Here is a 26862-nt window from a genome sequence, read left to right as displayed (position 1 = left end):
TTCAATCAATTTACCTCATATCTCGATGCAACGCGTTCCATCCCTTAAACTGCTGACCGGCTTCGAAGCCGCGGCCCGGCTGGGTAATTTCTCGCGCGCGGCCGACGAACTGCACCTGTCGCAATCGGCGATCAGCCATCAGATCCAGCAGCTCGAAGCACAGCTCGGGCAGCCGCTGTTCCGCCGGCGCGGTCGTGGCGTCGAACTGACCATCGCCGGCGAGGTCCTGCAGCGCAGCGTGCAGCGCGCGATGGACACGTTGCGCGGCGGCCTCGACCGCATCGCGACCTACCTGAACCCGGGGCTCGTCGTGCTGGTATGTCCCGCGCCGTTGCTGCACGGCTGGCTGCAGCCGCGCCTCGAGCAGTTGCAGCAGGTCCTGCCCGACCTGTGCCCGCTGCTGTCGACCGACGAAACCGCGCGCTACGTCGACGAAATCGACGTCGACATGACGATCGGCACGCGGCCGATGCTGCAGCCCGGCCTGCTCGATATCCCGTTCATGCGGGACGAATGGGTGACGGTGTGCGCGACGCCGCTGGCCGAGCAACTCGAACGCGTGCCGCGCGACGCGCACCCGCGGCATGCGGGGCTCATCTGTCTCGAAGCCAGCCTGACCGACGAGCGACTGGCGACGGTGTTTCGCGAACGGCTGTCGGCGTTCCGGATGCACGCGATCTACGACGACCAGCGGCTCGTGCTGGACGCCGTGCTGCGCGGCCGCGGCATCGCCTGCCTGCCGCGCCTCGTCGCGCAGGCAGGCATCGACCAGCGCACCCTGACCGTGCTCGCCGATTACCCGCGCCTGCCCGGCACCACATGGTGGCTGTCGCGCATGGAAGGCCCGTCGCGCTCGCCGATCGTCGAGCGGATGTTCGAATGGCTGGTCGAGCAAGGCAGCCAGTCCGGCACGTCCGATCCGGCGCCCGCCCACGAACCGCCACCGCCCGCGTAATCGCACGCCGCAAAAAAAACGTCCCGCCGGCTGGCGGGACGTTCGTCATGATGCACAATGCGCGCAATGCGCAGCCGGTCACGGCTCGTGACGCAGATACCCTTCCTTGCTCGGGTCGCGCATCAGCCACGACACGAGCAGCGAGATCGCGCACAGCACGGTCACGTACCAGTAGAAGGTTTCCTCGCTGCCGATCGACTTGAACCACAGCGCGACGTACTCGGCCGAGCCGCCGAAGATCGCGTTCGCGACCGCGTACGACAGGCCGACACCCATCGCGCGCACTTCCGGCGGGAACATCTCGGCCTTGATCAGCCCGCTGATCGACGTGTAGAAGCTGACGATCGCGAGCGCGATCGTAATCAGCACGAACGCGGTCACCGGGCTCGTCACGTCCTTCAACGCATGCATCAGCGGCACCGTGCCGATCACCGAGAACGTACCGAACAGGATCATCGACGTGCGGCGGCCGATCTTGTCGGACAGCGCACCGAACACCGGCTGCATCAGCATGTAGACGAGCAGCGCGACGGTCATCACGTTGCTGGCCGTCTTCGCATGCATGCCGGCCGTGTTCACGAGGTACTTCTGCATGTACGTCGTGAACGTGTAGAAGATCAGCGAGCCGCCGGCCGTGAAGCCGACCACCGTGAAGAACGCGCCCTTGTGCTGCCAGACGCCGCGGATCGTGCCGGCGTTCTTCTTGTCGCGCGATTCGGTCGTCGACGTCTCGTCGAGTGACTTGCGCAGGTACAGCGAGATCAGCGCGGCCGCCGCGCCGACCACGAACGGAATGCGCCAGCCCCACGCTTTCAGTTCGCCGGCCGACAGCGTCTGCTGCAGGATCACGAGCACGAGCAGCGCGCACAGCTGGCCGCCGATCAGCGTCACGTACTGGAACGACGCGAAGAAGCCGCGGCGGCCCTTCAGCGCCACCTCGCTCATGTAGGTCGCGCTCGTGCCGTATTCGCCACCCACCGACAGCCCCTGGAACAGCCGCGCGACCAGCAGCAGCGCCGGCGCGAGCGCGCCGATCTGCGCATAGGTCGGCAGCACCGCGATCACGAGCGAGCCGCCGCACATCATCAGCACCGAGATCATCATCGCGTTGCGGCGGCCGTGACGGTCGGCGATGCGGCCGAACAGCCAGCCGCCGATCGGACGCATCAGGAAGCCGGCCGCGAACACGCCGGCCGTGTTCAACAGCTGCGTCGTCGTGTTGCCGCTCGGGAAGAACGCAGGCGCGAAGTACAGCGCGCAGAACGAGTAGATGTAGAAGTCGAACCACTCGACGAGGTTGCCCGACGAGGCGCCGACGATGGCGAACACGCGCCGCCGGGTGTCATGCGCGGACAGCGCAGCTTGGTCGGTCTGGACGTCCATGGATTGGTCAGTTCCTTTTAGTGCTTGCTGGGCGAGACGGCTGGGGGCCGCCGCGTGCGATCGCACGTGGCACCGGTTCCGGCGCACGGCGCTACAGGATTTTAGCGAAATGTAAAGTAACAGGCTCTCCGGGTTCGTCCGGATGTAGAAAATTTTTCTCCTGCCACGCGTTCGTCATATGAAAACGCCAGCCGCAAGGCTGGCGTCCGATGCAAACTTTCCGCTGGCGAGGTTCAGATCCGGACCTCCGGCGGCACGTAGCGGCACTCGTAGCGCTTGCGCACGGTACCGGCCTCGTCGACGCTTTCCAGGAACACGTCGAACTGCCAGAGCCGCGCCATGTGCTTGAGCACCTCGTCGCTGTCGTTCGACAGGTGGCGGTTGTCGGTCATGAAGTGGCGCAGCGTGAGGCTGCGGTCGCCGCGCGTGTTCACCGCCCACACCTGGATGTTCGGCTCGCGGTGATGGATGTCGTACTGCCTCGACAGCGCCTGCCGCACGTACTGATAGCCCGAATCGTCGTGAATCGCCGACACCTCGAGCGAATCGCGCATGTCGTCGTCGAGCACCGAGAACAGCCGCATGTCGCGGATCAGGCTCGGCGACAGGTACTGCGCGATGAAGCTCTCGTCCTTGAAGTTGCGCATCGCGTAGTGCATCGCCGGCAGCCACGGGGTGCCCGCGATCTCCGGAAACCACTTGTAGTCTTCTTCCGTCGGCGCTTCGCAGATCCGCCGGATGTCGCTCATCATCGAGAAGCCGAGCGCATACGGGTTGATCCCGCTGTAGTACGGCTTCGTGACGGGCGGCTGGTAGACCACGTTGCTGTGCGAATGCAGGAACTCCATCATGAAGCCGTCTTCCAGCTTCCCCTGGTTGTACAGCGTGTTCAGCAGCGTGTAGTGCCAGAACGTCGCCCAGCCTTCGTTCATCACCTGCGTCTGCCGCTGCGGGTAGAAATACTGGCCGATCTTGCGCACGATGCGGATCACTTCCCGCTCCCACGGTTCGAGCAGCGGTGCATTCTTCTCCGCGAAATACAGCAGGTTCTCCTGCGGCTCGGGTGGATAGCGGCCTTCCTGCTCCTCCATCAGCTCGGGCTTCTTGCCCGGCAGCGTGCGCCACAGTTCGTTCACCTGCGACTGCAGGTACGCCTCGCGCTCGCGCCGCAGCGCGGCTTCCTTCGACAGCGAAGGCTTCTGCGGCCGCTTGTAGCGGTCGACGCCGTAGTTCATCAGCGCATGGCACGAATCGAGCAGTTCCTCGACGCGGTCGAGCCCGTAACGCTCTTCGCATTCCGCGACGTAGTTCTTCGCGTACACGAGATAGTCGATGATCGCGTGTGCGTCGGTCCACAGCCGGAACAGGTAGTTGCCCTTGAAGAACGAGTTGTGCCCGTACGCCGCGTGCGCGATGACGAGCGCCTGCATCGTCATCGTGTTCTCTTCCATCAGATACGCGATGCACGGGTTCGAGTTGATGACGATTTCGTATGCGAGCCCCATCTGGCCGCGACGGTAGCTCTTCTCGGTCGACAGGAAGTGCTTGCCGAACGACCAGTGACGGTAGTTGACGGGCATCCCGACCGACGCATACGCGTCCATCATCTGTTCGGCGCTGATCAGTTCGAGCTGGATCGGGTAGATGTCGAGCTCGTATTGTTCCGCGACCTGCGAGATGTGCGTGTCGTATTCCTCGAGCAGTTCGAACGTCCAGTCGGACGGGCACGGCAGCGGCTTGCGTTCGGCAACGTTCATACGCGCTTCCTTTTGCCCTGGGCCGGGCAAGTCGGCGGCCGGCGGCGACGGTTCGGCCTGCCCGCGTTGCTGCGATGCGGCAGGACCGGCCGTGTCGTCGCCGGAAGGGCGCGGCGCATAGCCGCGCGACTCGTTGTGCAGATGGCGGGTCGTCATGACGTTTCCACCTGCTTTTCGAACAATTCGCGAAACACCGGGTAAATGTCGGCAGCCGATTCCACTTTTTTCATCGCGAGATGCGGCTGTGACAGGGCCAGTTGCGCGTATTCCAGCCACAGGTTCTGCTCTTCCGGCGCGACCTGGATATACGCGAAGTAACGCGTCTTCGTGAGGATATCCTCTTCCAGGATTTTGCGACACTTGGGCGAATCGTCCGTCCAGTTGTCGCCGTCGGACGCCTGCGCGCCGTAGATGTTCCACTCGGTCGGCGAGTAGCGCTCGTTCATCACCTTGCGCATCAGCTCGAGCGCGCTCGACACCACCGTGCCGCCGCTTTCGGTCGAATGGAAGAAGGTATCTTCGTCGACTTCCTCGGCGCGCGTGTGGTGACGGATGAACACGACCTCGATGCGCTCGTAGTTCCGTTTGAGGAACAGGTAAAGCAGGATGAAGAAGCGCTTCGACAGATCCTTGCGCTGCTCGTCCATCGAACCCGACACGTCCATCAGGCAGAACATCACGGCCTGGCTCGACGGTTGCGGCTGCTTCACGCGGTTGATGTAGCGCAGGTCGAACGGATCGATGAACGGAATCCGCCAGATGCGCCCCTTCAGGTGATGGATCTCGGCCTCGAGCACCGCGATCTCCGCGCGCCGGTCTTCCGGATCGCTCTTCATCGCCTCGAGCTGGGCCTCGAGTTCGCGCAGCTCGTTGACGAGCGGCGAGCCGAGCGCGATGCGACGCCCGAGCGCGCTGCGCAGCGAACGCACGACGTCGATGTTGTTCGGCGTGCCTTCCGCCGACCAGCCCGCGCGCACGTTCTTCCAGCTCGGCACCGTCAGCAGGTGCGTCTTCACGAGGCGCGGCAGTTCGAGATCGTCGAAGAAGTACTGCATGAACTCGTCACGCGACAACTCGAACACGAAGTCGTCCTGCCCTTCGCCCTCGTTGCTCGCCTGACTGCCTCCCCCGCCCGAGCCGCCCTGCGGACGCGGGATCTTGTCGCCGCGCACGTAGTCCTCGTTGCCGGGGTGCACGTATTCACGACGTCCGCCAGGGCCGTGCCGAAAATTCGGCTCCGCGATGTCCTTGCGCGGGATCGTGATGCTTTGCGTGCTCTGGATATCCTTGATGCTACGGTCGCGCACCGCGTCGGACACGGCACGACGAATGTAGTTCTTGACGCGACGCAGAAAGCGTTCGCGGTTGGCGATACTCTTGTTCTTGCCGGCCAGCCTGCGGTCGATGATTTGATGAAGCACTCCCGGTCTCCCGCTCGAAAGTCGATATGCCGGGACGCTCGCCGCACATGCCGTCTCCCGTCATGCGGGCGGCGTCTCTGAAAACACCCGTACGGCGACGCCGTACGGGCGCGGTACCGCGCGCGTCATGACGACTTGCGCACGCGCAGGTACCAGTCGCAAAGCAGCCTCACCTGCTTCGGCGTATAGCCCTTCGCGACCATCCGGTTCACAAAGTCCTCATGCTTGCGCTGTTCCTCCGCCGAACCCTTTGCGTTGAACGAAATCACCGGCAACAGTTCCTCGGTGTTCGAGAACATCTTCTTCTCGATCACGACGCGCAACTTCTCGTAGCTCGTCCACACGGGGTTCTTGCCGGCATTCGCCGCCCGCGCACGCAACACGAAGTTCACGATCTCGTTGCGGTAATCCTTCGGATTACTGATGCCGGCCGGCTTCTCGATCTTCTCCAGCTCCGCGTTCAGCGCGGCGCGGTCGAAGCTCTCGCCCGTATCGTGATCGCGGAATTCCTGATCCTGGATCCAGAAGTCCGCATACGTGACGTAGCGATCGAAGATGTTCTGGCCGTACTCCGAATACGACTCGAGGTAGGCCGTCTGGATCTCCTTGCCGATGAACTCCGCGTAGCGCGACGCGAGCACGTCCTTCACGAAGGACAGGTACTTCTGCTCGGTTTCCGGCGGGAACTGCTCGCGTTCGATCTGCTGTTCGAGCACGTACATCAGGTGCACGGGGTTGGCCGCGACCTCGCTCGAATCGAAGTTGAACACGCGCGACAGGATCTTGAACGCGAAGCGTGTCGACACGCCCGTCATCCCTTCGTCCACGCCCGCGTAGTCGCGGTATTCCTGGTACGACTTCGCCTTCGGATCGGTGTCCTTGAGGTTTTCGCCGTCATACACCTGCATCTTCGAGAACAGGCTCGAATTCTCCGGCTCGTGCAGGCGCGACAGCACCGAGAACTGCGACATCATTTTCAGCGTGCCCGGCGCGCACACGGCCTCGGCCAGCGACGAGTTGCGGATCAGCTTCTCGTAGATCTTGGTCTCTTCCGATACACGCAGGCAGTACGGCACCTTCACGACGAAGATCCGGTCGAGCAGTGCCTCGTTGTTGCGGTTGTTGCGGAACGCCTTCCACTCCGACTCGTTCGAGTGCGCAAGGATGATCCCGTCGAACGGAATCGCGCCGAAGCCCTCGGTGCCCTTGAAGTTGCCTTCCTGCGTCGCAGTGAGCAGCGGGTGCAGCACCTTGATCGGTGCCTTGAACATTTCGACGAACTCGAGCAGGCCCTGGTTCGCCAGGCACAGGCCACCCGAGTAGCTGTATGCGTCGGCGTCGTCCTGCGCGTACTGTTCGAGCTTGCGGATATCGACCTTGCCGACCAGCGACGAGATGTCCTGGTTGTTCTCGTCGCCCGGCTCCGTCTTCGCGATGCCGACCTGCCGCAGGATCGACGGATAGCGGCGCACCACGCGGAACTGGCGGATGTCGCCGTTGTATTCGTGCAGCCGCTTGACGGCCCACGGACTCAGGATGTTCTTCAGGTAGCGGCGCGGGATGCCGTACTGTTCCTCGAGGATCGGACCGTCTTCGTCGTAGTCGAACAGCCCGAGCGGCGATTCGTTGACGGGCGAACCCTTCAGCGAATAGAACGGCACGCGCTCCATCAGTTGCTTCAGACGCTCGGCGATCGACGACTTGCCGCCGCCCACCGGACCCAGCAGATAGAGGATCTGCTTCTTCTCTTCGAGCCCTTGCGCAGCGTGACGGAAATACGCGACCACTTGCTCGATCACTTCCTCCATTCCGTAGAACTCACGGAATGCCGGATAGACCTTGATGACCTTGTTCGCAAAGATCCGCGACAGGCGCGGCTCGTTGCGGGTATCGATGTGTTCAGGTTCCCCGATTGCTGCCAGCATGCGTTCACCAGCCGTCGCGTACGCGGATGGATCGTTCTTGCAGAGCGCGAGATACTCCTCCAGCGAGAGCTCTTCCTCTCGCGTTTTTTCGAAGCGGTTCGCGAAGCTGCTGTAAATATCCATGCTACCTCCCTCGCCTGAGTCTGAAGACGTGCCTGCCTTCGTACGACTGCGCAGAAGCAAGCGCGTTCGAATTCATCCTAAACCCTTTCTTATTTTTTTTCACGAACTCTTCGTATGAAGTTCGTCATTCTCGACAACACCGCTTGGACAACACATTTCGTCGTTTTACAATCGATCTCCCGAGCCGCAGAAACTGCATCCGTCACGTCTCGTCGAACGACGGAACGTCTTGTGCGTTGGACACATCCGACGTCGTCACTTCCCCCCTTCATCCCTATACGTTCGAGCAGCCGTTTGCGACGACACGTTACGCGCGCCGTTACAAATTTTTTTCGCAGCGCCCTTACGGAGATACCCGTACGACGGATGCGGGAACGTCACATGCAGCTGTGCACGCATCCGGCGATGCAGGTCACGCGATGCATGCGACGATGCACGATCGTCATTCATGCACATCGCGTGTCACATTTTTTTCCGGCGCAGAAACGACGACGCCCGCATATCGCGGGCGTCGTTCGTCACCAAATGGGGATAGATGCGCGGCACGCGCGAATCAGAAGGTCTCCCAGTCATCCGCGTCCGCGGTCACGGCCGACTGCGCGGGCGCAGCAGCGGCAGCGACCGGCTTGCGCATCGGCGCCGCTGCGGCCACGCGTTTCGGCGGTGCATCGCGATCGTCGCGCACAGCAGTTGCGCGTTGCGCAACGTCAGTCTGGACGGGCATGGCAACCGCGACGGAAGGCGCACGCGGCGCGTGACGCACCGCAACCGGCGCCGCGGCGCCCGGGCGTGACGCGTCGTCGTCGAGCTGGAATACCGCCGCTGTTTCACGCAGACGCCCGGCCTGTTCGTCGAGCGACTGTGCGGCGGCCGCGGCTTCCTCGACAAGCGCCGCATTCTGCTGCGTGACCTCGTCCATCTGTGCGACCGCGCGCGCCACTTGGTCGATCCCGCCGCTCTGCTCCTCGGACGCCGCTGCGATCTCGCCCATGATGTCCGTCACGCGCTGCACCGCACCGATCACGTCGCTCATCGTGCGCCCCGCTTCGTCGACCAGCGTGGAACCCGACCGGATGCGCTCCACCGACGCGTCGATCAGCACCTTGATCTCCTTGGCCGCAGTCGACGAACGCTGGGCCAGGCTGCGCACCTCACCCGCGACGACCGCGAAACCTCGGCCTTCCTCGCCTGCCCGCGCGGCTTCGACCGCTGCATTCAGCGCAAGAATGTTGGTCTGGAACGCGATTCCCTCGATGATCGCAATGATGTCTGCGATCTTCGCCGAGCTGTCGTTGATCTCGCCCATCGTGCCGACCACCTGGCCGACCACCGTATTGCCCTTGTTTGCAATCTCCGACGCATTCGCGGCCAGCGAACTGGCCTGACGTGCATTGTCCGCGTTCTGTTTCACGGTGCCGGTCAGCTGTTCCATGCTCGACGCGGTTTCCTGCAGCGCCGCGGCCTGCTCCTCGGTGCGCGACGACAGATCGATGTTACCGGCCGCGATCTGGCGCGCCGCGGTCGCGATCGACTCGCTGCCGCCGCGCACAGTGCGCACCGTGTCGACGAGCCCGCGCTGCATCTTGCCCAGGCCCTGGAGAAGCTGGCCCATCTCGTCATGCCGGTCCACGACGATCGGCCGGCGCAGATCGCCGGCGGCAATCGCGTCGAAATGTGCGAGCGCGTCGGCAATCGGACGGCCGATCGCGCGGCTCAGCGTCAACCACGACACCAGTGCGGCGCCGATCCCGGCCACGAGCGCGACGATCGACAGCACGCGCAGCGTGTCGAACGCCGATTCCGCATGATTGAAGCTCGCCTGCGCATCGGTGAACTGGAAGTTGCGCAGCGCCTCGCTGGCCACCGCGAGGTCGTTGTAGAGCACCTGGAGCTGCTTGGCGCCGTCGCCGATGCGATCGCGCTGATCCGCGCCAAGGACGCTTGCGAACGCGTCACAGCCGTGCTGCATCGCCTCGCGCTTCGCGACGACGTCCTGCGCGAGCCGATCCTCCTCGGGCCCGCGCGGCAGCGCCAGGTATTTCTGCCACCACGCGTCGGCCTGCGTGCGCATCGCGCGGCTACGCTCGACGGCGGCCGCCGCATCGGGCGTGCCGGCCAGCAGCGCCGCGCGGTCGAGCGCAAGACGCTCGCGCGCCGCATACATTTCCGCCATCGCCACATCGACCGCGCTCGGCATCTGGTTCGTGAAAATATCGCGCGTCGAGTCGTTCGAGCGCGTCATGCCGTACACCCCGAGCACGCCGGTTACACCCAGCAGCACCGCCAGAAATGCCATCGTCAAACCGATGCGCGCGCGAATCGTCAGGTTCCTGAACACCATCATCCATCCTGTGTTGCGTCATGAACGGGCCCGGCCCGTTGGCTCGAAGCATTGCTTCACCCGGTGCATTTACGACCGTGCACCGCACAACTTGATGGCGATCCCGCTATTTTTTCGAATTATTCGTCTGTTTATTACAAATAGCTGAATGAAAAATGCGCGTTTCGCGTGTGCCCGGGAAGCCAGGAGATGGAAGGCCCGCCACAGCCGGCGGGCGTCGCGGCGCCCGGCCGGCCGTCGTTGGCGACGAGCCGGCCGCGATGGGCGATCAGGCCCTATCGGCCAGTTCGGCTAGCGTTGGAATCGACGGCTGCGCGCCCGCTCGCGTGACCGACAGTGCCGCTGCGCGTTGCGCGAAGCGGATGGCCGTGTCGACGTCCGCGCCGGCCGCGAGCTGCGCGGCAAAGCCGCCGATGAAGGTATCGCCGGCCGCCGTCGTGTCGACGGCCTGCACGGCGGGCGCCGGATAATGCCGCGCCGCACCATCGGCCGTCAGCGCCAGCACGCCGCGCGCGCCCAGCGTGACCAGCACGTTGCGCGCGCCGCTTGCCTGCAGCGCCCGCGCGGCGGCTTCCGCCTCCGCCGGGTCGCGCACGGGCAGCGCGGTCAGCGCGGCGGCCTCGACCTCGTTCGGGATCAGGTAATCGACGAGCGGCAGCCAGCCGTCCGGCAGCGGTGCGACGGCCGGGGCCGGATTGAGCACCACCGTGCGGCCGAGCCGACGCCCGGCCGACAGCGCGGCGAACACCGCGTCCGGCGGCGTTTCGAGCTGGCAGATAACGACGTCGGCCGACGCCAGTGCGGCCTCGTGCTGCGCGACCGTATCGGTCGTGACCTCGCCGTTGCCGCCCGCGACGATCACGATCGCGTTCTGGCTCGCATCGTCGACGACGATCAGCGCAACGCCGGTCGCTGCCGACGCGCTCGTCGCGAGCCCCGCGCAATCGATCCCCTCGGCTTCGAGGCCCGCGCGCAGGGCCGCGCCATGCGCATCCGCGCCGACGCAGCCGATCATCGCGACTTGCGCACCAAGCCGCGCAGCGGCGACAGCCTGGTTACCACCCTTGCCACCCGCCGCCTGCGCGAACGCGTGGCCGGCGAGCGTTTCGCCCGGCAACGGCAGACGCGGCGCGCGCACGACGAGATCCATGTTGAGGCTGCCGACCACCGTCACGCGGCCGGCGCCCGGTGCGAGCGCCATCATGCGCGACCGCCGGAGACCGGCGGCTCGCGGTAGATCGCGGTCGATTCACGCAGCACGAGGCGCGGCGATACGACGCGACGGCGGCTCGGCACGGCCGTCGAGCCGCCACCGATCCGCTCGATTAGCGTCTGCGCGGCCATTTCGCCGAGCGCGCGCACCGACTGGCCGACCGTCGACAGCGCCGGATACGTGTAGCGGGAAAATTCGATGTCGTCGAACCCGATGATCGAGCAGTCGTCCGGCACGCGCATGCCGCGCTCGGCCGCCGCGCGCAGCGCGCCGACGCCCATCAGGTCGTTGCCCGCGAAGATCGCGCTCGGCCGCACCGATTCGAACAGCCGCGACGCCGCGTGATAACCGCCGAGGCACGAGAAGTCGCTCTCCGCGATCGCGCCCGGCACGATGTCGACCCCGCGCTCGGCCATCGCACGGATGAAGCCGTGCACGCGCATCGCGCTGACGGCCGTGTCGGTCGGCCCCGTGATGCAGCCGATCTTCGCGTGCCCGAGCTCGAGCAGGTGCCGCGTCGCCAGGTACGCGCCGCGCTCGTGGTCGATCTGCACGAGATCGGCCGCGAGCCCCTCGATGTTGCGGTCGACGACGACGAGCGGCGCGTGAATATCCGCGAGCGTCTGCGCGAGCACTGCATCCTCGCCGGCCGATGCGACGATCAGCCCGTCGATGCGCTTTTCCTGCAGCACGCGCAGGTAGTTGCGCTGCTTCACCGGATCGTCGTCCGAGTTGCAGAAGAACACGCAATAGCCGTTGGCCGCGCACTGATCCTCGATGCCGCGCGCAAGCTCCGCGAAGTACGGATTCGTGCTGTTCGGCACGACGAGGCCGATGGTCGCCGTCGCACGCGCCTTCAGCGAGCGCGCCACGGCCGACGGCACGTAATTCAGCTCGCGGATTGCGCCCTCGACCTTCGCACGCACATCCGCGGACACCGGCCGCGAATTGTTCACCACGTGCGAGACGGTCGTAAACGACACGCCCGCCATGGCCGCCACATCCTTGATCGTCGCCATTTCCCGTTTCTCTCTGGTCTGTTCTGTCTGTCTTTCTACCGCACGCGTGTGCGCCGGCTGCGATACGTATCGAGCACGACTGCCACCACGATTACCGCGCCGGTGATGATCCGTTTCGTCGGTTCGTTCGCACCGATCTGCGCAAGCCCCGCGGCCAGCACGGAGATGATCAACACGCCGAAGAACGTGCTGATCACCGAGCCGCGCCCGCCCATCAGGCTCGTGCCGCCAATCACGACGGCCGCGATCACCTGCAGTTCGAGGCCCACGCCCGCGTTCGGGTCGGCCGCCTCGAGCCGCGAAATCTGGAACAGCGATGCGAGCCCGGCGAGCGCGCCCATCAGTGCGAATACGAGAATTTTATACGGCCGGGGGTTAACCCCTGCAAGTCGGACGGCTTCCTCGTTCGTGCCGATCCCGACGAGATAGCGTCCGAACACGGTGCGCGTCAGCACGAACTGGGCCGCGATCATCACCGCGACCGCGATCAGGAATGCCGGCGAGATGCCGAGCGCGATCGGGTTCGACAGGAAATCGAACGCGTCGCCGATATAGGCCGTGCGCGAATTCGTCAGCTGGTACGCGACGCCGCGCGCGGCCTCCAGCACGCCGAGCGACACGATGAACGACGGAATCCGCCAGCCGACCGTGACCGCGCCCGTCAGCGCGCCCGTGACGGTCGCGACCGCGATGCCGATCAACGCGGCCGGCAACGGCCCCCACTGCCATTTCAGCGCGGCGACGCTGACCATTGACGCGGCGAGCGCGAGCACCGAGCCGACCGACAGGTCGATCCCGGCGATGATCAGCACGAAGGTCATCCCGACCGACATCACGACGAGATCGGGAATCTGGTTCGCGATCGTGCTGAACGTGTCGTAGGTCAGGAAATGCGAGCTCAGCACCGAAAACAGCACGATCATCGCGGCGAGCGCGCCGGCGAGCCCGAGATAGTTCGACAGCCCGAGCCGCGTGCCGGACAGCGTGCGCGCGCGGCGCCCCGTCACGTCCTGCTGCGCGCCTGCGTCGGTCGGGGATACGGGAGGCTGGGTCATGGCTGTCGTCCTGTCGTCGAAGTGCCCGGAGCGGCGCCTGGCGCCTGCCCCGCGTCCGGATGCCGTGTGCCGCCCGGCGGCGTCTCGCGGCCGAAGCCGGCAAACGCCGCGGCCAGCAGCGCATCCTGGGTCCAGTTGCCGCGCTCGAACACGGCGGTCATGCGGCCGGCCGACATCACGCCGATCCGGTCGCAGATCAGCATCAGCTCGCGCAGGTCGCTCGACACGACGACGAGCGCGCGGCCTTCGCGCGCGAGCGCTCCCATCAGCGTGTAGATCTCGAACTTCGCGCCGACGTCGATCCCGCGGGTCGGCTCGTCGAACAGCAGCACGCCCATGTCGCGCGCGAGCCAGCGGCCGATCACGACTTTCTGCTGATTGCCGCCCGACAGCTCGCCGACCGCCTGCGCCGCACCGTGCGTGCGGATCCGCAGCGCATCGATCTGCTGCTCGGCGAGCGCCGTTTCGCGCGCGCTGTCGACGATGCCGCCGCGCGCGAGCCGGTCGAGCTGGCCGAGCGACACGTTCGCGGTGATCGACTGCGACAGCAGCAGTCCTTCGCCCTTTCGATCCTCGGTGATCAACGCGATGCCGTGCTTCACCGCCTCGACGGGCGAACCGATCCGCGCCGGCTTCAGCGGCTGGCCGACCGCAATCGTCCCCGCATCCGGCGTATCGGCGCCGTATATCAGCCGCAGCAGCTCGGTGCGACCCGCGCCGATCAGCCCGGAGATGCCGAAAATCTCGCCCGCGCGGACTTCGAGCGACACGTCGCGCACCGCCGTGCCGCGGGTGAGGCCCGACACGACGAGCCGCGGCGCGCCGATACGGCGCTCGCCGAGATCGATGTGCTCGCCGATCTCGCGCCCGACCATCAGCGTGACGAGCCCGTCGGACGTCGTCGCCGCCATGTCGCCAGCATGGACGAGCCGGCCGTCGCGCAGCACCGCGACCCGCTCGGCGACGCGCGCGAGCTCCTCGAGCCGATGCGAGATGTAGACGATCGCGACGCCGCGCGCCTTCAGCCGGTCGATCTGCTCGAACAGCAGCTCGACTTCGCGCGCGGTCAGCATCGCGGTCGGTTCGTCGAGAATCAGCACGCGACAGTCGCCGATCAGGTTACGCGCGATCTCGACCATCTGCTGATGGCCGATGCCGAGCGCGCCCACCGGCGTATCGGGATCGACGGTGTCGAGCCCGACCTGTGCCATCGCGGCCCGCGCATCGTCGCGCAGCCGCGCGCGATCGATGATCCCGAAGCGCCGCGGCAGGCGGTTCAGGAACAGGTTTTCGGCGATCGTCAGTGTCGGCAGCAGGTTCAGCTCCTGCATCACCATGCGTACGCCGAGCGCTTCGGCCTGGGTCCGGCTCGCCGGTGCATACGGCTGGCCGCCGAGCTGCATCGTGCCGGTGGTCGGTTCGACGAGCCCGCCGATGATCTTCGACAACGTGCTCTTGCCTGCGCCGTTCTCGCCCGTCAACGCAAGCGCGTGACCCGGCTCGAGCGTCAGCGTGACGTCGGCGAGCACGGGTTCGGCATAGGTCTTGCCGATGCCGGATACGGACAGCACGGGAGTGGCTGCGCGGGAGGGTTGGAAGGTCGGGTCCATCGCGATCCTGGTTGCGGCCGCGCGCACGCGGCGCGCGGGTGTGACGCTCACAAGTGCATGTGCATGCAGTGGCCGTGATCGCGCTCACCCCGGATAACGGCCGCCGCGCCAAATTCTTGAGGGTGGCGGCCGCATCGGAGCTGCATCACTTCGTCACGAGATCCACCGGCGTCTCGACCACGCCCGACATGTCGGCCTGCTTGCGATGCTCGGCGATCGCCTTGAGCGCCGTGTCGATGCCGAACACCGCCTGCTTCGCCGCGTACTGATCGGCGGTCGCGAGCACGCGGCCGTCCTTCAGCATCGGCTTGATCGCGTTGATGTTGTCGTAGCCGACCACGAGCACCTTGCCCTGCTTGCCGGCCGCGCGCACGGCCGACACGGCGCCGATCGCCATGTTGTCGTTGCCGCACAGCAGCGCCTTCAGGTTCGGGTATTCGTTCAGCATCGCGGCCGCGACCGCATTGCCCTTGTCGATCTCCCATTCGCCGGACTGCACCGACACGACCTTCATCCCGCCCGCCTTCATCGCGTCCTGGAAGCCGGCCGTGCGCTGCTGCGCGTTGGTGGTGGTCGACACGCCTTCGACGATGCCGACCTGATCGCCCGCCTTCAGCCGCTTCGCGAGGTAATCGCCGATCTTGCGTGCGCCCTTGCGGTTGTCCGGGCCGACGAACGGCACGTTCAGGTTCTTCGACTTCAGCACGTCGGGGTCGAGCCGGTTGTCGATGTTCACGACGATGATGCCCGCGTCGACCGCCTTCTTCACGACCGGCACGAGCGCCTTCGAATCGGCCGGCGCGAGCACGATCGCATCGACCTTCGACACGATCATCTGCTCGACGATGCGGATCTGGTTCGCGGTGTCGGTCTCGTCCTTGATGCCGTTGGTGATCAGGTCGAACTGGCTCGCGTTGTGTTTCTGGTATTCCTTCGCGCCCGTTTCCATCGTCAGGAAGAACTCGTTGGCGAGCGACTTCATCACGAGCGCGACCTTCGGCTTGGCCATCGATTGCGCGTAGACGGCCGGTGCGGCGGCGACCGCGACGGCGGCGAGCGCGGCGGTCAGGAAGCGACGGCGAAAGAGGACATTCATACACATCTCCTGGCGACTGGCCCCAAGGGCCTGACAATTGTTTGACTGTTGTTTTAATGTGAGCAAACGTTTGCGCCACACTACCCGGACAACGGCCATCGATGCTGCTGTCGGTACCACGGAATGGAAGCGAGGCAGACGGCCGACTGCCTGACGCGTGCTGTCGTTGACACGCCACCGCCGGCGGGACGCCGGCGGAGTGAAGGCTATGCTGTACCGATTCGTGTCGGCGCGCAACCTGTCTGATCAATATTTAAGGGTTTATTCGGAGCGCGCGTCACGCCGGATCATGCGGCGCCGGCGCGTCTTCATCAACCGACGGCGGCTCGCCGAACCGGTTCGCCTGCGGCGTGCCGGCGATGAAGCCGTTCATCACGAACAATGCGAGCGAGCCGACGATCGGCACGAACAACAACAGCATCCACCATCCCGACTTGTCGATGTCGTGCAGCCGCTTCACACCGACCGCAATCGACGACCACACCGCGATGACCGCGATGACGACGCCCACCAGCACCACAAGCAGCGGCAGATCGTCAGTCGACGAGCCGCGCGAACCCGCATCGAAAAACGCGCAGAGCAAAGCGTAAGCCAGCGCGTAGATCCACCACGGCAGACGCCCGATTCGGCCTTCGAAGGAAAAGAGAAACCATTTCAGATTCATTGTTTAGCGCTTCGTCACGTGTGTTGCGTACTGCGCAATATGTCGCCGAGTGTGTCGGAGCCGGCAATCCGGGCGCATGGTTCCATGAATGCGAACCGGCTGTCGGTCATGCGCCCCGCGGTTCGTTCCGGCGCGGCGCATTGCGCCGCCGTGCGGGCCTATCGGTCAGGAGCGTGGCCGAGGGCATCCGTCCGCCGGCATTCACGCGCATTGAATCACATCCGTGTGGAAACGGGTCGCCCGGTATGGCAGATGACAGCACCCGAAACGGGGCGCTCGAACGTGCTGTGTTGATGGTGTGCCGGCAGGCGACCGCATCTCGGTCGCCGCGTGGGGGGATGAATCGGACTGGAAACCGCGATGGCGGTCGATGATTCGGTGAATCGAACCACCAAGGCGGCGGCAGATCGCGTGCCGCCGCCCAATGCATGACAACCCGCGCAGGGACGTCGCGCCGTCTGCTGCAACGGCGCGGACGGCGCGCGACGCGCTGTCGTCAAACGGCTTCGCGCAACAGCCCCGCGATTTCCGCTTCGTTCAGGTGCGGCGCGAACATCTCGATCAGCCGGTACGCATACGCGCGCAGGAATGCGCCCTTGCGCAGCCCGACCCGCGTCGTGCTCGCCTCGAACAGGTGCTGCGTGTCGAGCGCGACGAGCCCCGTGTCGCGTTGCGGATCGTAGGCCATCGCCGCGACGACGCCGATCCCCATCCCGAGTTCGACGTAGGTCTTGATCACGTCCGCGTCGATCGCGGTCAGCACGACGTCGGGCACGGCCCCCGCCTGCGTGAACGCCTGGTCGATGTGCGAACGGCCCGTGAAGTCCTGGTCGTACGTGATGATCGGGTACTCGGCGATTTCCTCGAGCGTGAGGTTCTCGCGGCCGACGAGCGGATGATCCTTCGGCACGACCACCGTGTGGTGCCACGAATAGCACGGGAACGTGACGATGTCCGGGTAGCGGTCGAGCGCCTCGGTCGAGATGCCGAGATCGGCCTCGCCGTTCAGGATCATCTGCGCGATCTGCTGCGGGCTGCCCTGGCGCAAAGCGAGATGCACCTTCGGGAACACCTCGGTGAACTGCCGGATCACCTTCGGCAGCGCGTAGCGCGCTTGCGTGTGGGTCGTTGCGACGACGAGGTGGCCGCTGTCCTGGTCGGCGAACTGGCGCGCGACACGGCGCAGGTTCTCGGCATCGAGCAGCATCCGCTCGATCAGCTGGTGCACGGCCTTGCCGGGCTCGGTGAGCCCCGTCAGCCGCTTGCCGCGCCGGATGAAGATGTCGACGCCGAGCTCGTCCTCGAGATCCTTGATCTGCTTCGACACGCCCGACTGCGACGTGTACAGCACGTTCGCGACTTCCGTCAGGTTCATGTTCTGGCGCACCGCTTCGCGCACGAAGCGCAGTTGCTGAAAATTCATGGGTATGCCTCTTAGGCTGTCGTTGTTTGCTTGTGTAGTCGGAGCGGCACCCGCCCCCTCCTGCCCTGCACCCGCGCGTCAGCGCGCGGGGAATACGCGCACCGCGCGCGGCACGGCCGTCGCGCCGTCGCCGACCTGCAGCGACAGCGCACGCCACGCGTCGCGGTCGAGTTCGGCTTCGAGCGCGCCGCCTGCGCGCGCCTCGAGCTCCACGCGCACCGAACCGCCCAGCGGGATCACACGGCGCACGTCCACTGCGATGCCGTCGCGGTGCCCTTCGCCCGCCGGCCACAGCTGCAGGTCGTGTGGCCGCACGTACGCATTCGCGGGGCCCGCGAAATCGGCGTCGACCTCGATCGGCGCGGCTGCGCCCTCGGCGACGAAGCCGCGCCCGGCGACCGTGCCCGGCAACCGGTTGGCCGCGCCGAGGAACTCGTAGACGAACGCGCTCTGCGGATGATCGTAGACGTCCTGCGGGCTGCCGACCTGCTCGACGTGGCCGCGGTTCAGCACGACGATGCGATCCGCGACTTCCAGCGCCTCTTCCTGATCGTGCGTGACGAAGATCGTCGAGATGTGCAGGTCGTCGTGCAGACGACGCAGCCAGCCGCGCAGCTCCTTGCGGACTTTCGCGTCAAGTGCGCCGAACGGTTCGTCGAGCAGCAGCACCTTCGGTTCGACCGCGAGCGCGCGGGCCAGCGCGATCCGCTGGCGCTGGCCGCCCGACAGCTCGGACGGATAGCGCTGCGCGAGCCAGTCGAGCTGCACGAGCTTCAGCAGCTCGTGCACCTTGTCGCGGATCACGCTTTCCGACGGCCGCTCGCGGCGCGGCTTCACGCGCAGCCCGAACGCGACGTTCTCGAATACCGTCATGTGGCGGAACAGCGCGTAGTGCTGGAACACGAAACCGACCTGGCGCTCACGCGCGCCGACCGACGCGACGTCGAGCCCCTGCAGCACGACCTGCCCCGCATCCGCGTGCTCGAGGCCCGCGATCACGCGCAGCAGCGTGGTCTTGCCGCAGCCGGACGGCCCGAGCAGCGCGACCAGTTCGCCCGGCGGAAAATCGAGCGATACGTTGTCGAGCGCCGTGAAATCGCCGAAGCGCTTCTGAAGGTGACGGACGGTGATACCCATTCTGGTTGCCTCTTTACGATTTCGACGAAACGACGGCGACGGGGCCGGCATGTGCGGGAGCGGTATCGCGCGCGCCGGCCAGTTCGGCGGCCAGGTGGCGCTCGGCGAGCAGCTTCAGCGCGAGCGTGACGAGCGCGAGCAGCGCCAGCACCGACGCCACCGCGAACGCCGCCGCGAAGTTGTATTCGTTGTACAGGATCTCGACGTGCAGCGGCATCGTGTCGGTCACGCCGCGAATGTGGCCGGACACGACCGACACCGCGCCGAACTCGCCCATCGCGCGCGCGTTGCACAGGATCACGCCGTACAGCAGGCCCCACCTCACGTTCGGCAGCGTCACGCGACGGAAGATCTGCCAGCCCGATGCGCCGAGCACACGCGCGGCTTCTTCCTCGTCGGTGCCTTGCGCCTGCATCAGCGGAATCAGTTCGCGCGCGACGAACGGGAACGTGACGAAGATCGTCGCGAGCACGATGCCCGGTACCGCGAAGATGATCTGCACGTCGTGATCCTGCAGCCACGGCCCGAGCCAGCCCTGCGCGCCGAACAGCAGCACGTAGACGAGGCCGGAGATCACCGGCGACACGGAGAACGGCAGGTCGATCAGCGTCGTCAGCAACGCCTTGCCGCGGAACTCGAACTTCGCGATCGCCCACGACGCGCACACGCCGAACACGAGGTTCAGCGGCACGGCGATCGCGGCGACGGTCAGCGTCAGCTTGATCGCCGCCCACGCATCGGGGTCGGCGAGCGATTCCAGATAGAAGCCGATGCCCTTGCGCAGCGCCTCGACGAACACCGCGGCAAGCGGCACGACGAGGAAGAACGCAAGAAACGCCAGCGCGATGCCCGTGAGCAGCCAGCGCACGACGCGCGACTCGCTGACGGGGTCGAGCCGCTTTGCGGCGCGCCCTTGCGCAGCCGAAGACGGGGTTTTCAGCACGACGGTGGCCTCCTGGCTCATTGCTGGCCTCCTGCTGCGACGGCGGTGACGGTGGCGGGCGCGGGGCCGCTCGCGCCCTTGCTGGTGCGGCGCTGCAGATACCACTGCAGCGTGTTGATCAGCAGCAGCATCAGGAACGACACGACGAGCATCACGACCGCGAGCGCGGTCGCGCCCGCGTAGTCGTACTGCTCGAGCTTCGTGATGATGAGCAGCGACGTGATCTCGGATTTCATCGGCACGTTGCCGGCGATGAAGATCACCGAGCCGTATTCGCCGAGCGCGCGCGCGAACGCCAGTGCGAACCCGGTGAGGAGCGCCGGCAGCACGGCCGGCAGCACGACGCGGCGGAACGTCAGCCAGCGCGACGCGCCGAGGCACGCGGCGGCCTCTTCCTGCTCGCGCTCGAAATCCTCGAGCACCGGCTGCACCGTGCGCACGACGAACGGCAGCCCGATGAAGGTCAGCGCGACCAGCACGCCGGCCGGCGTGAACGCGATCTTGATGCCGAGCGGCGCGAGATACTGGCCGACCCAGCCGTTGGTCGCGTAGACGGCCGCGAGCGAAATGCCGGCGACCGACGTCGGCAACGCGAACGGCAGGTCGACGATCGCATCGACGAGGCGCTTGAACGGGAACGTGTAGCGCACGAGCACCCACGCGACGAGGAAACCGAACACGGCGTTGATCAGCGCGCCGCCGAGGGCGGACAAGAACGTCAGCCGGTACGACGCGAGCACGCGCGGCGACGTGACGGCGGTGACGAACTGGTCCCACGACAGCGTCGCGGTTTTCAGGAACGTGGCGGCGAGCGGGATCAGCACCACGAGGCTCAAATAGGCCACCGTGATGCCTAGCGTCACGCCGAAACCGGGCAGCGCGCTCGGCTTGCGAAAGGTGTACGTCGTCATCGGATGCTCTTGCTGGGTCGTTGCTGCTCACGGGTCCGACGCAAACGCCGGCGCGATGCATTGCGCCGGCAGCCGTCGGGGATGCGGCGCGCTGTCGTGGCGCGCCGCTGTCGTTATGGCGTTACTGCGGCTTGTAGATCGAATCGAACACGCCGCCGTCCGCGAAATGCGTCTTCTGCGCATTCGTCCAGCCGCCGAAGGTATCGTCGACCGTGTACAGCTTCAGCTTCGGGAACTGCTTCGTCAGCTCCGCCGGCACGTTCTTCGAACGCGGCCGGTAGTAGTTGCGCGCCGCGATCTCCTGGCCCTGCGGGCTGTACAGGAAGTTCAGGTACGCCTCGGCCAGCTTGCGCGTGCCCTTCTTGTCGACCACCTTGTCGACCACCGCGACCGGCGGTTCGGCCAGGATGCTCACCGACGGCACGACGATCTCGAACTTGTCGGTACCGAACTCCTTGACCGACAGGAACGCCTCGTTCTCCCATGCAATCAGCACGTCGCCGATCCCGCGCTGCACGAAGCTCGTGGTCGCGCCGCGCGCGCCCGAATCGAGCACGCCCGCGTTCTTGTAGAGCTTCGTGACGAATTCCTTCGCCGTCTGCTCGTTGCCGCCAGGCTTGTGCAGCGCGTACGCCCAGGCAGCCAGGTAGTTCCAGCGCGCGCCGCCGGACGTCTTCGGATTCGGCGTGACGATCGAGATACCCGGCTTGGTCAGGTCGTCCCAGTCCTTGATCCCCTTCGGATTGCCCTTGCGCACCAGGAACACGATCGTCGACGTATACGGCGACGCGTTGTCGGGCAGGCGTTTCTGCCAGTCCTTGTTGACGAGCCCCTTGTTCGCGAGCGCGTCGATGTCGTACGCGAGTGCCAGCGTGACGACGTCGGCCTGCAGGCCGTCGAGCACCGAGCGCGCCTGCGCGCCCGAACCGCCGTGCGACTGCTTGAAGTTGACCGTTTCACCCGTCCTGGCCTTCCACTCCTTGCCGAACGCCTGGTTGAAGTCCTGATACAGCTCGCGCGTCGGGTCGTACGACACGTTCAGGAACGTCGTATCGGCCTGCGCGTGCGTCGCGACGCCCAGCGCCGCCGCCGCGCCCAGCGCGAGTGTTGCGATCAGGCGGCCCACTCCGCCCACCAGCCCCGTATTGCGCTTGCCCATCCTTGGTTCTCCAGTGTTGTCGGTATTGCGATGTCGGGCCAGTCTAACGAACGGGTTACATGATTAAAAATAATCGTTCCTCATTTTTTAATACTCAAAAGTGCTAACGCAGACGGGATGGACGGTTGCGGCAGATGAACCGGCGTCCGGACGTCGCGAAATCGCGCCGGAACCGGCGTGATCGCGTCGAACCTCACGTAACACTTGAAATTCGCGAACTACTGTATAAAAATACAGCTCACTGTCTATCCATACAGTTCAGCCATGACCAAACTCACCGCCCGTCAGCAGCAAGTGTTCGACTTGATCCGCCGCGCGATCGAGCGCTCCGGATTCCCGCCCACCCGTGCCGAGATCGCGGCCGAGCTGGGCTTCAGCTCGCCGAATGCGGCCGAGGAGCATCTGCGCGCGCTGGCCCGCAAAGGCGTGATCGAGCTGGCCGCCGGTGCGTCGCGCGGCATCCGCCTGCTCGGCATCGACGACGCCCCGCACCAGTTCACGCTGCCGCACGCCGGCCTGATGCAGCTGTCGCTGCCGCTCGTCGGCCGCGTCGCGGCCGGTAGCCCGATCCTCGCGCAGGAGCACATCTCGCAGCATTACGCGTGTGATCCCGCGCTGTTCTCCAGCAAGCCCGACTACCTGCTGAAAGTGCGCGGCCTGTCGATGCGCGACGCCGGCATCCTCGACGGCGACCTCCTCGCCGTGCAGAAGCGCACGGAAGCGAAGGACGGCCAGATCATCGTCGCGCGTCTCGGCGACGACGTCACGGTCAAGCGTCTGATGCGCCGGCCGGGCGGTCTCGAGCTGATCGCGGAGAACCCGGATTACGAAAACATCTTCGTCAAGGCCGGCAGCGCGGAATTCGCGCTGGAAGGCATCGCCGTCGGGCTGATCCGCTCGGGCGAACTCTGACATTCCGTCTCGCTGAGGAGAACATCATGGAACGCCTTTCCCGTCTGCTGCCTTTCCGTCAATTCGGTCGCCTGCGTCACCTGCGCGGCCGCACGCCCTGCGCACCGCTGTCCGCGGCGGCGCCTGTGCAAGAAGAAGTCGCAGTCGAACGGCAGGCGTCCCTGCTGCCGTCGGCGCTCCCCGCTTTCGCGCGGGTATCGCTGAACGCCGGCCTGAATCACGCGGAACCCGCACGCCGCGCACCGGTGCGCGTCTATCACGGCCGCTCGCGCCTGATCATGGTCGGCACGATCGATGCCGTGTGCCGGATGATCGATCGCTGCATCGCAGAGGAACGATCGGCCACGCCAGGCGGTCTCTGATTGCGGAACATCCCCGCACCGGAGGCAACGTGACCGGATCGTCGAGCCGCGCCTGGCGGCTCAAGCCCCTGCTGATCGTCGTGCTGGCCGTCGCCATCATTGCGGCGATCGGCTATGCCTACGCGTCGCCGTACGTCGCGCTCGGTCGCCTGAAATCGGCGATCGATGCGCGCGACGCGCAGGCCATCAGCGAATATGTCGATTTTCCGTCGCTGCGCATCAGCCTCAAGCAGCAGGTCACGGAAGAGTTGATGCGCCGGATCGACGCGGTGAAGAAGAACAATCCGTTCGCGGTGATCGGCGCGCTGATCGGGTCTGCGCTGATCGGCCCGCTGGTCGATGCGTACGCGACCCCGGAGGGTGTGGCCGCGCTGATGAGCGGATTGCCGCCGCGTGGCAATCCGGGTGAGCGTCCACCGGAATGGTCGAATCTGCCGTCAGGCAGCAATGCACCGGGCAACGCGCCGGCCGCACCAACGGCCAATCCGGCACCGGCGAGCGCTGCGACTCCGGGTAGCAACGCAGCCGCTACGGCTGCGTCATCGCAACCACCCGCCGCTGCCGCACCGGCCAGCCCGGCCGATGCAACGCATTCGCCGCACCCGCAGCAAACCAGCGCCGGCTACCGGAATATCGACGAATTCGTCGTGACCTACCAGCGCAGTGCCGACGGCACGCGCTACGCGGCGATATTCCACCGCTTCGGCCTGTTCTCGTGGAAGTTGTCGGCGATCGACCTGCACGCTTGACCGGTCCTGACTGGCCACGGCCGGCGCCCGCGCCACTGACGTGGCACGACGCCTGACCGGCGCGGTTCGCCGGTCAGGCAGTCATCGAATCATGGGATCATTTGCCGTTCGCCGTGGCCGCTTCACGCTCGCGCGCGATTTCGGCCTTCTGCTCCTGCGCGGACGAACATGCAACCAGAATGCTGCAGTTCACGCGATCGAGCAGTTGCGTGTTACCCGAGCCCATCCACCATCTCGACAGCCCGCTGCGGCACCGATGGCCGACCACAACCAGGTCGGCCTGCAGTTCCGTCGCGAGATTCGCGATTTCGTCGATCGGATAGCCGAACGCGAAATGGCCTTCGGCCTGCACGCCGCGCTCGCGCAGCCAGTTCACCCCTTCCTGCAGGATTTCACGCGCGGTTTCCTCGAACCGGCCGCACGCGACGTCGGTCAGCAAACCCGCGCTCTGTGCAATGCTCGAGCGCATGTCGACGACCGACAGCAAATGCGTCTCGGCCTTCAGGTCCATCGCGAGATTGGCGCCGCAGCGCAATGCCTTGCGTCCTTCGAGCGTGCCGTCGTAACACAGCAGAATCTTGTTGTAGCTAGCCATGAAACCTCCCTATCGCAACAACGAGCCTACGCATTCATCATGGTGCGCCGCAATTCAGGACGCAAGGGATGGAAAACGCTGATTCGCCCCGCTCGGCGCGTGCGCGATGATGCGGTGCACGATCGGTGCGCGCATGCATCGCACCGTGCAGGCATGCCCTGAAGAGACGCAGCCGATGCACTAGAATGGCCCGTTCGTACTCCAGCGGGCCATCAGGCGCCGGCATCGTGCACTTCGGTCATGCCCGTGTGACACGCAATCGTCCGATCGGTTCGCCAACCGGCCACGCATCGGGCAGCGGAACGCTTCCGCGCCCGCTTACAACGACAACATGCCCATGTCCGTTGCACCGATCGATTTCCGGAACGTCGAAAAGCGTTATGGCGACAAGCTCGTCGTCAACGGCCTGTCCTTCACGGTACAGGCCGGCGAATGCTACGGCCTGCTCGGGCCGAACGGCGCAGGCAAGACCACCACGCTGAAAATGCTGCTCGGCCTCACGCATCCCGACGCGGGCACCATTTCGCTCTGCGGCGAACCGGTTCCATCACGCGCGCGGCATGCGCGCCAGCGCGTCGGGGTCGTTCCGCAGTTCGACAATCTCGACCCCGACTTCACCGTGCGCGAGAACCTGCTCGTGTTCAGCCGCTATTTCGGCATGTCCGCGCAGGCTGCGCGCGCGCTCGTGAAGCCGCTGCTCGAATTCGCGAAGCTCGAGAGCAAGGCCGATGCGAAGGTCGGCGAGCTGTCGGGCGGCATGAAGCGCCGCCTGACGCTCGCGCGCGCGCTCGTCAACGATCCCGACGTGCTGGTGCTCGACGAGCCGACGACGGGCCTCGACCCGCAGGCACGTCACCTCATGTGGGAACGCCTGCGCTCGCTGCTCGCACGCGGCAAGACGATCCTGATCACCACGCACTTCATGGAAGAAGCCGAACGCCTGTGCGACCGGCTGTGCGTGATTGAGGAAGGTCGCAAGATCGCCGAAGGCGCGCCCCACGCGCTGATCGAATCGGAAATCGGCTGCGACGTGATCGAGATCTACGGGCCCGATCCGGCCACGCTGCGCGACGAGCTGTCGGCGTTCGCGAAGCACACCGAGATCAGCGGCGAGACGCTGTTCTGCTACGTGAGCGACCCGGAACCGCTCAGTGCGCGGCTCAAGGGTCGCCCGGGGTTGCGCTATCTGCATCGCCCGGCCAATCTTGAAGATGTGTTCCTGCGGCTCACGGGCCGCGAAATGCAGGACTGATCGATCATGGACGTCCGCAACTATTCCACCGCCGCACCGTCGGCACCGCCGCGCGTGTCACGCTTCGCGATCGCGATGCCCGCCAACGCGACCAACTGGATCGCCGTCTGGCGGCGCAACTATCTCGTCTGGCGCAAGCTCGCGCTCGCGTCGATGTTCGGCAATCTTGCCGATCCGATGATCTATCTGTTCGGGTTGGGGTTCGGGCTCGGGCTGATGCTCGGCCATGTCGACGGCGTGTCGTATATCGCGTTCCTCGCGGCCGGCACGGTCGGGTCGAGCGTGATGATGTCCGCGAGCTTCGAGTCGATGTATTCGGGCTTCTCGCGGATGCACGTGCAGCGCACGTGGGAAGCGATCATGCATACGCCGCTCGCGCTCGGCGACATCGTGCTCGGCGAGATCGTCTGGGGGGCCAGCAAGGCGATGCTGTCGGGGGCCGCGATCATGCTCGTCGCGGGGGCGCTCGGTTATGCGCAGTTTCCGTCGATGCTCGCGGCGCTGCCCGTGATCGCGCTCGCGGGCCTCGCGTTTGCAAGCATCGCGATGATCGTCACGGCGCTCGCGCCGTCCTACGATTTCTTCATGTTTTATCAGACGCTCGTGCTGACGCCGATGCTGCTGCTGTCGGGCGTGTTCTTCCCGACCACGCAGTTGCCGCCGATCGCCCAGCACGCTGCGCAGGCGCTGCCGCTCGCGAACGCGGTCGAGCTGATCCGGCCCGCGATGCTCGGCCGGCCGGCGACCGACGTCGCGCTGCATGTCGCGGTGCTCGCCGGCTACGCGGTCGGCGGCTTCCTGCTGTCCGCGTGGCTGTTCCGGCGGCGGATGATGCGCTGACAGCCGGCGCACCGGGC

At 65.8% G+C, this 26862-nt stretch carries 23 protein-coding genes; 6 read left to right on the top strand and 17 right to left on the bottom strand.

The features are described from left to right. The first annotated feature begins 25 nt into the window (after positions 1–25). Positions 26–955 (top strand): LysR family transcriptional regulator, encoded by a 930-nt coding sequence (locus ACN8ZM_RS08515; protein ID WP_420210952.1) that lies wholly within the window; start codon positions 26–28, stop codon positions 953–955. Between the two features lie 78 nt (positions 956–1033). Here the strand turns inward: ACN8ZM_RS08515 and ACN8ZM_RS08510 are convergent, their stop codons facing one another. The 16 genes from ACN8ZM_RS08510 to ACN8ZM_RS08435 all read right to left on the bottom strand — a co-directional run bounded on the left by ACN8ZM_RS08510 (position 1034) and on the right by ACN8ZM_RS08435 (position 22135). Next, positions 1034–2338 carry an MFS family transporter gene (locus tag ACN8ZM_RS08510; RefSeq protein ID WP_043182752.1) on the bottom strand — a complete coding sequence of 435 codons (1305 nt, stop codon included), beginning with the start codon at positions 2336–2338 and terminating at the stop codon, positions 1034–1036. 233 nt (positions 2339–2571) lie between these two features. After that, the gene (locus tag ACN8ZM_RS08505; protein ID WP_175030159.1) at positions 2572–4251 is read right to left on the bottom strand and encodes a SpoVR family protein; all 1680 of its coding nucleotides are present in this window, start codon (positions 4249–4251) and stop codon (positions 2572–2574) included. Further along, positions 4248–5516 carry a YeaH/YhbH family protein gene (locus ACN8ZM_RS08500; RefSeq protein ID WP_043182749.1) on the bottom strand — a complete coding sequence of 423 codons (1269 nt, stop codon included), beginning with the start codon at positions 5514–5516 and terminating at the stop codon, positions 4248–4250. Before ACN8ZM_RS08500 ends, ACN8ZM_RS08505 begins: the two co-directional genes overlap by 4 nt. Before the next feature lie 125 nt (positions 5517–5641). Continuing rightward, a complete protein-coding gene (locus tag ACN8ZM_RS08495; RefSeq protein WP_043182748.1) occupies positions 5642–7564 on the bottom strand; it encodes a PrkA family serine protein kinase in 1923 nt (640 codons plus the stop codon). A 553-nt stretch (positions 7565–8117) separates the two neighbouring features. Continuing rightward, on the bottom strand, positions 8118–9905 hold the full coding sequence (locus ACN8ZM_RS08490) for a methyl-accepting chemotaxis protein (RefSeq protein WP_420210951.1): 1788 nt from the start codon (positions 9903–9905) through the stop codon (positions 8118–8120). Between the two features lie 268 nt (positions 9906–10173). Then, the gene (gene rbsK, locus ACN8ZM_RS08485; RefSeq protein ID WP_420210950.1) at positions 10174–11109 is read right to left on the bottom strand and encodes a ribokinase; all 936 of its coding nucleotides are present in this window, start codon (positions 11107–11109) and stop codon (positions 10174–10176) included. After that, positions 11106–12137, bottom strand: coding sequence for a LacI family DNA-binding transcriptional regulator (locus tag ACN8ZM_RS08480; protein WP_043182745.1), 1032 nt, complete (start codon positions 12135–12137; stop codon positions 11106–11108). Before ACN8ZM_RS08480 ends, rbsK begins: the two co-directional genes overlap by 4 nt. Positions 12138–12172: 35 nt before the next feature. Next, positions 12173–13192, bottom strand: coding sequence for an ABC transporter permease (locus ACN8ZM_RS08475; protein ID WP_043182744.1), 1020 nt, complete (start codon positions 13190–13192; stop codon positions 12173–12175). Then, on the bottom strand, positions 13189–14802 hold the full coding sequence (locus ACN8ZM_RS08470) for a sugar ABC transporter ATP-binding protein (RefSeq protein ID WP_089450427.1): 1614 nt from the start codon (positions 14800–14802) through the stop codon (positions 13189–13191). Before ACN8ZM_RS08470 ends, ACN8ZM_RS08475 begins: the two co-directional genes overlap by 4 nt. 145 nt (positions 14803–14947) lie before the next feature. Then, a complete protein-coding gene (locus tag ACN8ZM_RS08465) occupies positions 14948–15898 on the bottom strand; it encodes a sugar ABC transporter substrate-binding protein (protein WP_420210949.1) in 951 nt (316 codons plus the stop codon). A gap of 277 nt (positions 15899–16175) precedes the next feature. After that, positions 16176–16562, bottom strand: coding sequence for a DUF805 domain-containing protein (locus tag ACN8ZM_RS08460; protein ID WP_043182738.1), 387 nt, complete (start codon positions 16560–16562; stop codon positions 16176–16178). Between the two features lie 496 nt (positions 16563–17058). Beyond that, on the bottom strand, positions 17059–17985 hold the full coding sequence (locus ACN8ZM_RS08455; RefSeq protein ID WP_043182737.1) for a CysB family HTH-type transcriptional regulator: 927 nt from the start codon (positions 17983–17985) through the stop codon (positions 17059–17061). Between the two features lie 78 nt (positions 17986–18063). Continuing rightward, a complete protein-coding gene (locus ACN8ZM_RS08450; protein WP_043182735.1) occupies positions 18064–19122 on the bottom strand; it encodes a sulfate/molybdate ABC transporter ATP-binding protein in 1059 nt (352 codons plus the stop codon). Positions 19123–19135: 13 nt separating this feature from the next. Beyond that, on the bottom strand, positions 19136–20086 hold the full coding sequence (gene cysW, locus ACN8ZM_RS08445; RefSeq protein WP_089450424.1) for a sulfate ABC transporter permease subunit CysW: 951 nt from the start codon (positions 20084–20086) through the stop codon (positions 19136–19138). Next, positions 20083–20976 carry a sulfate ABC transporter permease subunit CysT gene (gene cysT / locus ACN8ZM_RS08440; protein ID WP_043182731.1) on the bottom strand — a complete coding sequence of 298 codons (894 nt, stop codon included), beginning with the start codon at positions 20974–20976 and terminating at the stop codon, positions 20083–20085. Before cysT ends, cysW begins: the two co-directional genes overlap by 4 nt. A 121-nt stretch (positions 20977–21097) precedes the next feature. After that, complete coding sequence (locus ACN8ZM_RS08435) at positions 21098–22135, bottom strand: sulfate ABC transporter substrate-binding protein (RefSeq protein WP_043182729.1); 1038 nt, start codon at positions 22133–22135, stop codon at positions 21098–21100. A 264-nt stretch (positions 22136–22399) separates the two neighbouring features. On the opposite strand from ACN8ZM_RS08435, the gene lexA reads away from it, so the two are divergent. From lexA to ACN8ZM_RS08420, 3 genes are read left to right on the top strand one after another with little or no spacing between them, the layout of a single operon-like run. Continuing rightward, complete coding sequence (gene lexA / locus ACN8ZM_RS08430) at positions 22400–23047, top strand: transcriptional repressor LexA (RefSeq protein ID WP_009689103.1); 648 nt, start codon at positions 22400–22402, stop codon at positions 23045–23047. Between the two features lie 26 nt (positions 23048–23073). Beyond that, complete coding sequence (locus ACN8ZM_RS08425; RefSeq protein WP_043182727.1) at positions 23074–23409, top strand: hypothetical protein; 336 nt, start codon at positions 23074–23076, stop codon at positions 23407–23409. Between the two features lie 29 nt (positions 23410–23438). Beyond that, positions 23439–24158: a DUF2939 domain-containing protein gene (locus ACN8ZM_RS08420; RefSeq protein ID WP_301769038.1), complete on the top strand. Its 720-nt coding sequence runs from the start codon at positions 23439–23441 to the stop codon at positions 24156–24158. Positions 24159–24255: 97 nt separating this feature from the next. Here the strand turns inward: ACN8ZM_RS08420 and ACN8ZM_RS08415 are convergent, their stop codons facing one another. Then, the gene (locus ACN8ZM_RS08415; RefSeq protein ID WP_011351890.1) at positions 24256–24753 is read right to left on the bottom strand and encodes a universal stress protein; all 498 of its coding nucleotides are present in this window, start codon (positions 24751–24753) and stop codon (positions 24256–24258) included. Between the two features lie 337 nt (positions 24754–25090). Here ACN8ZM_RS08415 and nodI point away from each other — a divergent pair, with 337 nt between their 5' ends. After that, entirely contained in the window at positions 25091–26005 is a 915-nt protein-coding gene (gene nodI, locus ACN8ZM_RS08410; protein WP_043182724.1) for a nodulation factor ABC transporter ATP-binding protein NodI, read from the top strand. Between the two features lie 6 nt (positions 26006–26011). Then, positions 26012–26845: an ABC transporter permease gene (locus ACN8ZM_RS08405; RefSeq protein ID WP_043182723.1), complete on the top strand. Its 834-nt coding sequence runs from the start codon at positions 26012–26014 to the stop codon at positions 26843–26845. Positions 26846–26862: the final 17 nt, after the last annotated feature.

The organism is Burkholderia aenigmatica (assembly GCF_048627025.1).
In the GTDB taxonomy this organism is placed as follows: domain Bacteria; phylum Pseudomonadota; class Gammaproteobacteria; order Burkholderiales; family Burkholderiaceae; genus Burkholderia; species Burkholderia aenigmatica.
This window is presented reverse-complemented; position numbering and strand designations above follow the sequence as displayed.